Below are 11,656 nucleotides of genomic sequence, written 5' to 3'. Positions count from 1 at the left end.
CATGGAGCAGGAGTTCAAACCGGATTTCACCCCGGATCCACGGCTGTATCCTTTCGAGTCGCGCTGGTTCGACAGCTCGCGGGGCCGCATTCACTACGTCGACGAAGGAACCGGCCCGCCGCTGCTGCTGTGTCACGGTAACCCGACGTGGAGTTTCCTTTACCGTGACATCATCACGGCTCTTCGTGGCCAATTCCGTTGCATCGCACCGGACTATCTGGGGTTCGGGCTGTCGGATCGCCCGGCCGGATTCGGGTATAAGGTCGATCAGCATGCCCAGGTGATCGGCGAGTTCGTGGACCATCTGGGACTGGACGGCTATCTGACGATGGGTCAGGACTGGGGCGGACCGATCAGCATGGCGGTCGCGGTCCAGCGCGCCGAGCGGGTGCGCGGTGTCGTGCTGGGCAACACCTGGTTCTGGCCGGTCGACGTGCTGACGACCAAGATCTTCTCGCGTGTGATGTCCAGCCCCCCACTGCAAAAAGCGATCCTGCAGCGCAACTTCTTCGTCGAGCGGTTGATCCCCGCGGGCACGGCGCAACGGCCCGCAACCGCGGTGATGGACCACTACCGCGGCGTGCAGCCCAGCCCGGCCGCACGCTTGGGGGTGGCCGAGATGCCCAAAGAATTGTTGGCCGCCCACCCGCTGCTGGAACGGTTGAGCCGCGAGGTCCCGGCCAAGCTCGGCGCCAAGCCGACCCTGCTGCTGTGGGGCATGAAAGACTTCGCGTTCCGGCCTGGTCCGACCATTCCGAGGATGCGGGCGACGTTCCCCGATCACATGCTGGTGGAGCTGCCCACAGCCAAGCACTTCATCCAGGAGGATGCGCCCGACGAGATCGCCTCGGCAATCATCAAATGCTTCGGCTGAACTGTGTTGAACCTAGGCGGCATGCCTAGCCAGTGCGATACCGACGCGCACTTCGATGGCGCTGAGGGTGATCGTGGGTGCCCGCGGTGGGGCCGCTGACCGGTAGGTCTGTCCCGTTGGTGTGGTGAATTCGGCCGTGTGGGTGTGGGTCTCGTCGATACCGGTGGTGACCCGCCAGCCGCCGGCTTCCTTGGCGTAGTTGCACCGTTCGCACGAGCCGAGACCGTTGGCCGCGGTGGTCGCTCCGCTCGCGGCCCATGGTTGCGCATGGTCGCGATGCCGGATCGGCGCATCGCAATAGGGCGTGCGACAACGTTGATCGCGCAACTCGATGAAGCTGGCCAGACCGCGCGGGAAGAGCCGCGCCCGCGACTCCATCGCGACCAGCGCGCCGGAGCGAGGATGAGCGTAGAGCCTCCGCAGCGTCGCCCGGGACCGCCCGTCGGCGACGGCGTCAGAGACCAGTGCGCGGGCGACCGCGGCCGGAATGGGGCCGTAGCCGCCGACGTCGGCCGGTGTGGTGCCATCGCCGAGCAGCGTTTCGTCCGAGAGGACGAGGTTGACCGCTATCGGCATCGGAACCGCCGCGTCACGCCCGGTGACCCGTCCGACGAGGGTGTCGGCCATCACTTGTCCCCGCGAGCGTCCGTCCACGCGCATGTCAGCTTCGCGGCGCAGCGCCGCATACACCGAAACCCCTTGGGCCACCGGCAATAACGCGGTCAGATAGGTCATCGTGTCGGGGGCCGGCCGGATGGTGACGGTGCGTTCGTTCTCGGCCCTGGCGGCTCGTTCGACCACGGCGTGGGGGTCCAGTCGATAGGCGATCGCCTTGGCGGCGGCGGCCACTCGCGCATCGCCCATTCCGTCCAGGCCGGCCACGTCCGCGCACAGTTCGGCATCCAGGGTGCGACGGTCTTCGACGTCCAGGCACGCGCTCTCGCGCACGATCAGGGTGGCCCGCCACTCCGAGAGCGCGCCGCCTTCGAGCGCCGCGAGAGTATGAGGCATCTCGTGCACGAGGGCTTTGGCGAGGCCAAGATGTCGGCTGCCCCGGGCCGGCGAGTCCCGTCGCGCGAGTGCGATCTCGCTGGCCACCCCGCGCCCACGCTGCGCCGCGGGCATTCCGAGGGCCGCTTCGGTTGCCCGGCGCGCCGCGTCGAGGGCGGCCGCAGCCCGGGCCTGGGCCGCCGCGGCGGCGGATTTAATTCTTTCCAGCTCCGCGATGCGCTCGATCAGCGCCGATTGGTCGGCCAACGGATCGATGGCAAGTCTATCGAACATGCGTTCGAGTATAGGACGACCCACCGACACAGCCGCGGACTAGGTGACATCACAACTAGGCGCCGCGTTGCTGCCGAGGCCGGCCGAACGGGCTGGACAACTCGTACTTGAGCGCTGCCCGTTCGCGCGACAAGCGCACGCAACCGTCCACGAGCTCCATCAGCTCCGGAAACGTCGCGCCGCGGCTCAGGCCCGCTTGCAGGTAGGGTGCTTTACTCGTACGTCTCGATCGGTGGGCAGGAGCACATGAGGTTGCGGTCCCCGTAGGCGCCGTCGATGCGGCGCACCGGCGGCCAGACCTTCGGCCGGAAGCCCTTGCCCAGCGGGTAGGCGGCCTCCTCGCGCGTGTACGGGTGATCCCAGTCGGAGACCAGCAGGCACTCGGCGGTGTGCGGCGCGCCCCGCAGCGGATTGTCGTCGGCGGACCACTCCCCCGAGCCGACGCGATCGATCTCACCGCGGATGGCGATCATGGCGTCGCAGAATGCGTCGATCTCGTTGAGGTCCTCGCTCTCGGTGGGTTCCACCATCAGCGTGCCGGAGACCGGGAAGCTCATGGTCGGCGCGTGAAAACCATAGTCCGCCAACCGCTTTGCCACGTCGTCGACGGTCACGCCGGTGGCCTTGGTGATGCCGCGCAGATCCAGGATGCATTCGTGGGCGACCATGCCGTTCTCGCCGGTGTAGAGCACCGGGAAGTACTCGTCGAGCCGGCGGGCGATGTAGTTGGCCGAGGCAATCGCGGTCAGCGATGCCGCCCGCAGTCCGTCGGCGCCCATCATCCGGATGTAGGCCCAGCTGATCGGCAGGATCGAGGCCGATCCGTACGGCGCTGACGACACTGAGTGCCCCGCGGGCAGTTCGGGTGCGTGCGGATGGCCCGGCAGGAACGGGGCCAGATGCGCACGCGCGGCGACCGGACCCACACCGGGGCCACCGCCACCGTGCGGGATGCAGAACGTCTTGTGCAGGTTCAGGTGGCTCACGTCGCCGCCGAACTTGCCCGGCCGGGCCAGGCCGACCAGCGCGTTGAGGTTGGCCCCGTCGACGTACACCTGGCCGCCGGCGTCGTGCACCGCCGCGCAGATCTCGGCGATGTCATGCTCGTACACCCCGTGCGTGGACGGGTAGGTGATCATCAGCGCTGCGAGCCGGTCGGCATGTTCGCCGACCTTGGCGCGCAGATCGTCGAGGTTCACGTCACCGTTGTCGTGGCAACCCACCACGACCACCCGCATGCCGGCCAGGGCGGCCGACGCCGCGTTGGTGCCGTGCGCGCTGGACGGAATCAGGCATACGTCGCGGTGCGGTTCGCCGCGGCTGGCGTGATAGTCGTGGATCGCCAACAGGCCGGCGTACTCGCCCTGCGACCCAGCGTTCGGCTGCAGCGAGACCGCGTCGTAGCCGGTGATGTGCACCAGCCAGGTCTCCAGGTCGCTGATCAGCCGGCGGATGCCCGGGGTGTCGGCCGCCGGAGCGAACGGGTGTAGCCGGGAAAATTCCGGCCAGGTGATCGACTCCATCTCGGCGGCGGCATTGAGCTTCATCGTGCACGAGCCGAGCGGAATCATGCTGCGGTCCAAGGCGATGTCCTTGTCCGCCAGGCTGCGCAGGTAGCGCATCATCGCCGTCTCGGTGTGGTACTGCGTGAAAGCGGGATGGGTGAGGAATTCCGATGTGCGGGTGGCGATGTCGGCCCCGGATGGTTCGGCGGGTGCCACCCCGAACGCGTCCAGGACCGTCGCCACGTGGGCGTCGGTGGTGGCCTCGTCGCAGGACACCGACACATGGTCGGCGTCGACGCGCCAGAGATTGACGCCCCTGGCCTTGGCCTTGGCCAGCACTTCGTCCGCGCGTCCCGGCACGCGGGCCAGCACCGTGTCGAAGTACCTCTCGTGCACCAGCGCCTCACCGAGCGCGGCAGCGACGGATTGGGCGCGGCCGTGGACTCGGCGGGCAATGGCGGTCAGGCCGTCGGCGCCGTGGTAGCTGGCGTACATCGCGGCCATCACGGCCAGCAGCACCTGCGCGGTACAGATGTTGCTGGTCGCCTTATCGCGGCGGATGTGTTGTTCGCGGGTCTGCAACGCCAGGCGGTAGGCCGGTGAACCGTCGCTGTCGACCGAGACGCCGACCAGTCGGCCCGGCAGCTGACGCGCGTGTGCGGTGTGCACCGCCAGATACCCGGCGTGCGGGCCGCCGAATCCCATTGGCACACCGAATCTTTGGGTGCTACCGAACGCGACATCCGCACCGATCTCGCCCGGCGGGGTAATCAATGTACACGCCAGCAGGTCGGCGCCGATCGCGACCAGCGCGCCCCGCTCGTGCGCGTCGGCGACCAGCGCGGACCAATCAGTGATCCGGCCGCTGGCGCCGGGCAGTTGGGTGATGACACCGAAGAAGTCACCGGCTGGCAGGCCGTCACGCAGGTCAGCGGGGACGATCTCGATCCCCAACGGTTCAGCGCGAGTGGTCAGCACGGCCGCGGTCTGCGCGAAGACGTCGGCGTCGACGGCCAGCCGGCTGGTCTTGGCACGCGATGCCCGGTGCATCAGGGTCATGGCCTCGGCGGCCGCGGTCCCTTCGTCGAGCATCGAGGCGTTGGCGATCTCGAGCCCGGTCAGATCGGCGACCATGGTCTGGAAGTTCAGCAGCGCTTCCAGCCGGCCCTGGCTGATCTCGGGCTGGTACGGCGTGTAGGCCGTGTACCAGGCGGGATTCTCCATGATGTTGCGCAGCAACACCGGCGGGGTGAGCGTGTCGTAATAGCCCTGCCCGATCATCGACACCGCGACCGTATTGGTGTCGGCCAGCGCCCGTAATTCGGCCAGCGCCTCGGCCTCGCCGGCGGCAGGCGGCAGTGCGCTCAGACCCGGTGCGAGGCCGCTGTCGGAGAGTTTGTCGAGGATGCCGGCCGGTACGGCCTTGGCCGCCAGCTCGTCGAGCGAGCCGACCCCGATCACGTCGAGCATGGCCTCGATGGCCTGGCTATCCGGTCCGATATGACGGTCGGCGAAACTGGATTGGTCGAGCACGGGTACTCCTGACGTCGGCAGAGGGACTATCGGCCCTCTCCCTCTGTCCTTACCCAGTCATGGGCGCCTGAGAGATTCGGCGCGTAGTCCCCCCAAGCGCCTTTCCCCATCGGCGGGTGCCGCTCGAGGCGGCACCGCTTTCCAGAGGCATCGTCACCTTGACGCGGTCCGGGTGCCTGAGAGGTTGACGGAGAGGTGTTGCTCCTTCGGCGTCCATGGCTGGCTGCCACAGAACTCTCCCGCGCGGGCGTGATGCAACGCCCAGTTTACCCGTGAGTGACGCCCGGTACATGAAATACCCCAACAATGCGTGTCGGGATAACGAACAGTGAGTTGCTATCCGATTTTGCGGTCGCGGTGCTTGCGCCGCGACGCCAGCTCGTCTTCGGGTGCGGCGATCGACTCGCCGCCGTCGGCGCGCTCACCCGGGAAGTCGGCAATCACGCCGGTCAGCTCGCGCATGGCGCCCGAGACGGCGATGCCGAACACGCCCTGGCCGCCTTGCAGCAGGTCGACGACCTCTTCGGCGGAGGTGCACTCGTAAACGGTGGTGCCGTCGGAGAACAGGGTGATGTTGGCCAGATCCTCGACGCCGCGCTGACGCAGATGGTCGACGGCGACGCGGATGTTGTGCAGCGAAATGCCGGTGTCCAGCAGCCGCTTGACGATCTTGAGGACCAGAATGTCTTTGAAGGAGTACAGCCGCTGGCTGCCGGAACCGGCCGCGCTGCGAATCGACGGCACCACCAACGACGTGCGTGCCCAGTAGTCCAGCTGCCGGTAGGTGATTCCGGCGATCTGGCAGGCGCTCGGCCCGCGGTAACCGACGAGCTCGTCGGGCACCGAATCGTCAGGAAACAGGCCGGGCTGCACGGGGCCGGCGGCCACGGTGACGCTCGGTTCACCATTGGCAGCGGCATCCGTTTGGTCAGCAAGGTCCAGCTGTTCTTGACGTGGCTGGTCGCTCACAGTGAATCCTCTCGCCGATCGCGCTCTAGTCACTAGCTGCGTCCACTGGCTGCCTTTACAGCCGCGTTGGCCAAGGCCCGAGTGTTAGAGAGCTTACGCTGTCCAATCGCTGCCGTGCCTTAACTTGTCCTCAAAGTATGGCGGCCGTAACGGCAAGGGGCGTGCTATCCATCAGGCGTGTCGACATCACAGTGTCAGATGAGACGGATCCGTGATGTCGGTACCCACCTTAACGCGGGATTTCCCGGCTAGGTGGCCTTGAAATCGTCGGGCGACACGCTGTCCAGAAATTCCTTGAATTTCTCCACCTCGTCTTCGCGAACGGCGGTGTTGGATTCCTCGTCGCTCTCGTCCGGGATCAGCAGACCAGCCTGGGCGAGAACGGCCTCCTCCACGTAGATCGGGACACCGACGCGAAGCGCTATTGCCACCGAGTCCGACGGGCGCGCCGACACCGTGATGTTGCGGTCGAAGACGAGGTCGGCGTAGAAGGTGCCTTCCTGCAGATCGACGATCCGGACCTCTTTGAGTGAATGGCCAAGTGCTGCAATGAGATCGCGAATCAGGTCATGCGTGAGCGGGCGGGGTGGCTCGACGCCTTGTTGTTCGAGCGCAATGGCGGCCGCTTCGGACTGGCCGATCCAAATCGGCAGGTAGCGGTCTCCGTTGGCCTCGCGCAACAACAGCACCGGCTGGTTCTGCGGCTGCTCGACGCGAATGCCGACAACACGAACTTCACCCATTTGTGTCTGCCCTCCGCACATGCCGCCGTGTCCGACTTTCGCCCGGCGTGACGACCCGGTGGGGCACCATTCCTCTCCGTGTCGTCGAACGCCAAGCTGTTGAGGGAAGTCTAGTCCTCAGCGTCGCAGAACGTCGCGAACGGCGGACTTGATCAGCGACGTGTGCAAAGTAATTGCGAGCGCGGCAACCTCACGCGCCAGATCGTCGGCGCGATCACGGGCGCCGGCCTTGTCGGCTTTGATGAGCGGCCCCGCGATCTGGGCGATTAGATCGGACTGCCGGTCGGCCGCCGAGCGGAACGCACGCAAATGCCGCGGCTCGACGCCGTAGTCGGACAGCGCCCGGGCGCACTGCAAGATCACGACGGTGTGTTCGTCGAAGAATCCGCCCGGACCGGTGGTGACGACGCCCGCTTTGAGCAGCGCGGTGAGCAGGTCTTCGTCCACGCCCGCGCGTTCGAGGAGGTCTTCTCGACTCAACCGGACGCGAGTGGGTGCCACCGCGGCCGCGTCGGATCCCGTTTCGGGGGCGGCGTCGCCGTCGCTCACCGAAACCAATCGCGGTACGCCATAAGGCGATCCGAACGGCGGCAGCTCGCCGTCGGGCTGGGCGTCGAGCTGAGCCCGGATCACCTTCAGCGGCAGGTAGTGGTCGCGCTGTGCGGTGAGAATGAAGCGCAGTCGCGCGCAGTCGTAAGCGGTGAATCTGCGGTATCCCGACGCGGCGCGTTGCGGCGTCACCAGTCCTTCGGCTTCCAAGAACCGAATCTTGGAAATCGTGACATCGGGGAAATCCGGCCTCAACAGGTCCAAGACCGCCCCAATCGACATCCCGGCAAGAGCCGAGCTATCGGGTGCGCTCACTAGCCTCCGGATCCTCCGTCGTCGTCCCCTTTGGGCCCCGTCAGGAACACCAAGCGGAACTTGCCGATCTGTACTTCGTCGCCGTTCGCCAGCACCGCCGAGTCCACCGGCTCGCGATTGACGTATGTGCCGTTGAGGCTACCCACATCGACCACGTGGAATTCGTTGTTTTCCAACCTGAATTCGGCGTGGCGGCGGCTCACCGTCACGTCGTCGAGGAATATGTCGCTGTCGGGGTGCCGTCCGGCCGAGGTGATGGCCTGGTCGAGCAGGAAGCGCGATCCGGCGTTGGGCCCCCGTTTGACGACGAGCAACGCCGAGCCCGCGGGCAGCCCTTCAACCCCGGAGACCGTGCTCTCGGCGCCCGACTGGGCGGGCGCGTCCAGTTCGTTCAGGAAGTCGGCGCGGAAGACCGAAGTCGTCTCCACAGTGACTTCGTCCGAAGTCTGGTCTTGTGAACTTCCTGAGTCCATATCCGTCACGCGCTGCTCCTCACTGGCCGCTGTGGCGTCGTCTGACCGGGCCGTTCGGCCGGCTTCCCACTAGGTTTCTGCAACCCTGTATTGCCGATTACTTGCCTTCTAACGCTGATGTGTTGACCGTACCGCGCGGTGGTTCCGAATGCGCTAGCCACCGGCAGGATCGCTAACCGGCCAGCCCCCGTGGCAGGGACACTAGCAACCGTCACTCCGTCAATGTGCCGCGGTAGGCCTCGGCATCGAGCAGCGTTGAAACGGCGGACTCCCACTGCGAGCCGTCGGTGACCTGAATATCCAGCAGCCAGCCGGCACCGTACGGGTCGGAGTTGACCAGCTGCGGGTCGCCTTCCAGATCGCCGTTGACGGCGCTCACCGTGCCGGACACCGGCGCGTACAGGTCTGAGACGGATTTCGTCGATTCCACTTCGCCGAAGGATTCGCCCGCGGTCACTTCGGTGCCGACGTCGGGCAGCTGGACGAAAACAACGTCGCCCAGTGCCGATTGCGCGAAGTCGGTGATCCCGACCCGCACGGTGTCGTCACCGCTCCGGCGAACCCACTCATGTTCGGCGGTGTAGTGCAGATCGGGTGGGATATCGCTCACGGCAGTCCTGTTCTATTCGGCGTCTCACTTGACGGGCTGAGCGTATTGGTGCGGTTTTGGTTGTCGCAAGGTGGTCACGTCGATGCGGTCGCCCTGCTGCACGGACATCTTTCCGCCGACTCGCTTGATGCTGTCCTCGGCACCGCCGGGAATGTTCATCGCCGCCGCCAGCGTGGGCGGATCGCCAATCGCCAGAATCGAATACGGCGGCGACAGCGCCTTGGTGTCGATGGTCAGCGCACCGGGCGTGCCGACCACCCAGGTGTCGACACCGACCCGCACCGACTGATGTCCGCCGTTGACCTCGATCGCCTCGGCTCCGGCGGCGCGCAACTCATTGATCACGTCGAGCATTACTTCCGGAGATATCCCCGGTCCGGGATCATCGATCGTGATGGTGACGCCGGGCCCGGTCGCGCCGACCGCGCCCACCAGGATGGACAGCGCGGCCAACCGGGCCTGCGCGCTTTGGATCGCGGCCTGATCGGTGTTGCCGGACGCCTGCAACGAATTCAGCGTGTTCTGCAGCTCGTTGACCTCGCCGTTCAGCGTGCCCTCGCGCTGCCGCAACGAATCAAGCAGCACCAGCAGATCCGCCGGACGCGCGGTGTCCAGCGAGTCGCCCGACCGGGTCTGGCGGACCTGGGTGACGATCGCGACTCCCAGCAGCAGACAGAGCAGGACCGCCAGCGTTCCGAACATCAGCCGCGATCGCCCGGTCCGCCCGACCGCGCCGATCTCGGGGCGCGGGCTGTGCGCCGGTAATTCGTGACGACCATGCTGTGCGGCATCGTCGGCCCCGGGCCTCGGATCGTCGTGTCGGGTTGGCGCGTCCCGACTTTCGTCGGCCACGCCGTCGGGCGGATCCTGGCTCATTCCCGTTACGCCCCGAACAGCCTGCGCCGCAACGCGGCGGCATTGCCGAAGATCCGGATGCCCAGCACGACGATGATGGCCGTGGACAACTGCGTGCCCACGCCCAACTGATCGCCGACGTAGACGATCAGCGCAGCGACAAAGACGTTGAACACGAACGAAATCACGAAGACTTTGGAGTCGAAGATCCGCTCGAGGTAGGCCCGCAGCCCGCCGAAGACCGCGTCGAGCGCAGCGACCACCGCGATGGGCAGATACGGCTGGACGACCTCGGGCACGGCGGGGTGGAAAACCAGGCCCAACACGATGCCGACCACAAGCGCCGCGATACCGATCATGCGAGGACTTTTCTCACTAGGGCCCAATCTGCTTGGCGAACTTGACTTCCCGGACCGATCCGGCCGGCAGCGAGAGACCGTCGGAGACGTCGACGGTGATGCCGACACCGTAGGAGACCTCCAGCAGCCTGAGGCGCTGCAAACCGGGGCTGTTCTCGAAGACGTCCCGCATCCCGTTCGGCGGCCCGACCGCGAGGATCGTGTACGGGCTGCTGGTGGGGTTGTTGTCGACCAGGATCGCTCCCCCGGCCTGGCGGATCGTCACATTCGGCCCGATGCGTACCCCACCGACCGAGATCGCCTCGGCGCCACTGGCCCACAACGAATTGACCACGAGTTGCAGGTCGCGGTCGAGGATGATTTGCCGGCTCCCGTTCACGCGCTGCTTGGACACGTCGGAAAGGTTCGGGCTGGCACCGGGATCGGTCACTTTCACGGTCAGGCCGGGACCGATGATCGCTGTGCTGGCCGCCGCCAGGCTGAGACTGTCCAGCCGGCTCAGCAGGCGCTGGCCCTCGGCGTCGTCGGCCAGCGCGAGCCGTTGCACGTCGTAGACCTTGCGCGACAGCATGCTGCGCTGCTGAGCCAATTTCGTGTCGGATTCTTCCGTCGATCGCACGCTGCGCGCCAGCAGCTGCTGAGCGGTGCGCACACCCGGCTCGACCGAACGGGCTTGCGCGACCGCGGCGGCGAAGACCGTGGCGACGAGCATTGCCGCCAGGGCTTGCCAGAACCAGCGGGTGCGACCACGCTGCGGTGCGCCCGCAGCGGCGCGCCGCTGCGCTGCCGCGGCGTATCCGGGATCCAGATGCTCCGACAGCAGCGCGCGCAACAGCGAGGGCACCGGAATCAGTGTGGGGCGCGCGGCGGCGTGCGCGCTGCGGCCCGCGTTGGGGTCGTAGCCGCCGAGCAGGCGATCCGGTTCAGCCATGCTCACCCGCTTTGCGGGCGGTCGCCGCGTGATGGGTGACCTTGGGCATTCGTCGCATCACCAGGACCATCTGCACCGCGTACAGGACGAATGACCACAGGTAGGCGTACATACCCCAGATCAGAAAGCCCCAACCGCAGGCGCCGATCACCCGGCTCCACAACGTGTCCCAGGTGCCCAGCAGCACGAGCGGGAAGCCGGACATCAAGGCGAATGTCGCGGCCTTGCCGAAGTAGGTCACCGGCAGCGCCGTCAATCCGCGACTGCGCAGCAGCGGCAGCGTCGCCGCCAGCAGTGCGTCACGCACGATCAGGGTGATCACGAACCACCACGGCACAATGCCGCTGATCGCCAGCACGACGGGAACGGTCACCATGTAGAGCCGATCGACCGCCGGGTCCAGCAGCACGCCCAGTCGCGACGACTGATTCAGCGAGCGGGCGATCTTGCCGTCGGCCCAATCGGAGGCGCCGCTGAACATCAGGATCGCCACCGCCCAGCCGTGGGCGTGTGCGACCAACAGCAGGTAGATGAACACCGGGATGAGGACCAGGCGCAGCGCGCTCAACAGGTTGGGCACTGTCAGCACCCGGTCTGGCGGAACCGGCTCCATGAGGCGTGACATTAGCTCGGTGACAAAGTGGTCCGCACCGCGG

The 11,656-nt window shown here is 66.7% G+C and carries 12 protein-coding genes and 1 riboswitch; of the genes, 1 reads left to right on the top strand and 11 read right to left on the bottom strand.

The genetic code is table 11. The features are described from left to right. Position 1 precedes the first annotated feature (1 nt). Positions 2–874, top strand: coding sequence for a haloalkane dehalogenase (locus MAAFP003_RS13900; RefSeq protein ID WP_096287768.1), 873 nt, complete (start codon positions 2–4; stop codon positions 872–874). A 12-nt stretch (positions 875–886) separates the two neighbouring features. Here MAAFP003_RS13900 and MAAFP003_RS13895 read toward each other — a convergent pair whose 3' ends face one another. The 11 genes from MAAFP003_RS13895 to MAAFP003_RS13845 all read right to left on the bottom strand — a co-directional run bounded on the left by MAAFP003_RS13895 (position 887) and on the right by MAAFP003_RS13845 (position 11,613). After that, complete coding sequence (locus MAAFP003_RS13895) at positions 887–2,158, bottom strand: HNH endonuclease (protein WP_096287766.1); 1,272 nt, start codon at positions 2,156–2,158, stop codon at positions 887–889. A gap of 212 nt (positions 2,159–2,370) precedes the next feature. Continuing rightward, positions 2,371–5,196, bottom strand: a complete 2,826-nt coding sequence (gene gcvP / locus MAAFP003_RS13890; RefSeq protein WP_096287764.1) for an aminomethyl-transferring glycine dehydrogenase — start codon at positions 5,194–5,196, stop codon at positions 2,371–2,373. Positions 5,197–5,350: 154 nt separating this feature from the next. After that, positions 5,351–5,448: riboswitch (glycine riboswitch) on the bottom strand. An 84-nt stretch (positions 5,449–5,532) separates the two neighbouring features. Further along, positions 5,533–6,165, bottom strand: a complete 633-nt coding sequence (locus MAAFP003_RS13885) for a MerR family transcriptional regulator (RefSeq protein ID WP_096287762.1) — start codon at positions 6,163–6,165, stop codon at positions 5,533–5,535. 248 nt (positions 6,166–6,413) lie between these two features. Then, a complete protein-coding gene (locus MAAFP003_RS13880) occupies positions 6,414–6,908 on the bottom strand; it encodes a bifunctional nuclease family protein (RefSeq protein ID WP_036469133.1) in 495 nt (164 codons plus the stop codon). Positions 6,909–7,025: 117 nt separating this feature from the next. Further along, a complete protein-coding gene (gene ftsR, locus MAAFP003_RS13875; protein WP_096287760.1) occupies positions 7,026–7,772 on the bottom strand; it encodes a transcriptional regulator FtsR in 747 nt (248 codons plus the stop codon). Beyond that, positions 7,772–8,245: a glycogen accumulation regulator GarA gene (gene garA, locus MAAFP003_RS13870; protein WP_423790916.1), complete on the bottom strand. Its 474-nt coding sequence runs from the start codon at positions 8,243–8,245 to the stop codon at positions 7,772–7,774. The genes ftsR and garA overlap by 1 nt, the downstream gene beginning before the upstream one ends. Before the next feature lie 211 nt (positions 8,246–8,456). Next, complete coding sequence (gcvH, locus tag MAAFP003_RS13865; protein ID WP_096287756.1) at positions 8,457–8,855, bottom strand: glycine cleavage system protein GcvH; 399 nt, start codon at positions 8,853–8,855, stop codon at positions 8,457–8,459. A 24-nt stretch (positions 8,856–8,879) separates the two neighbouring features. Next, positions 8,880–9,731: a DUF881 domain-containing protein gene (locus tag MAAFP003_RS13860; RefSeq protein WP_096287754.1), complete on the bottom strand. Its 852-nt coding sequence runs from the start codon at positions 9,729–9,731 to the stop codon at positions 8,880–8,882. A gap of 5 nt (positions 9,732–9,736) precedes the next feature. Next, positions 9,737–10,069, bottom strand: coding sequence for a small basic family protein (locus tag MAAFP003_RS13855; RefSeq protein ID WP_096287752.1), 333 nt, complete (start codon positions 10,067–10,069; stop codon positions 9,737–9,739). A 16-nt stretch (positions 10,070–10,085) separates the two neighbouring features. Further along, positions 10,086–11,000: a DUF881 domain-containing protein gene (locus MAAFP003_RS13850; protein ID WP_096287750.1), complete on the bottom strand. Its 915-nt coding sequence runs from the start codon at positions 10,998–11,000 to the stop codon at positions 10,086–10,088. Further along, the gene (locus MAAFP003_RS13845) at positions 10,993–11,613 is read right to left on the bottom strand and encodes a CDP-alcohol phosphatidyltransferase family protein (protein WP_096287748.1); all 621 of its coding nucleotides are present in this window, start codon (positions 11,611–11,613) and stop codon (positions 10,993–10,995) included. The genes MAAFP003_RS13850 and MAAFP003_RS13845 overlap by 8 nt, the downstream gene beginning before the upstream one ends. Positions 11,614–11,656 lie beyond the last annotated feature (43 nt).

The sequence above is a fragment of the Mycobacterium ahvazicum genome (assembly GCF_900176255.2).
Classification (GTDB): Bacteria; Actinomycetota; Actinomycetes; order Mycobacteriales; family Mycobacteriaceae; genus Mycobacterium; species Mycobacterium ahvazicum.
The sequence above is the reverse complement of the archived record's forward strand: the minus strand, read 5'-3'. Positions and strand labels throughout refer to the sequence as shown.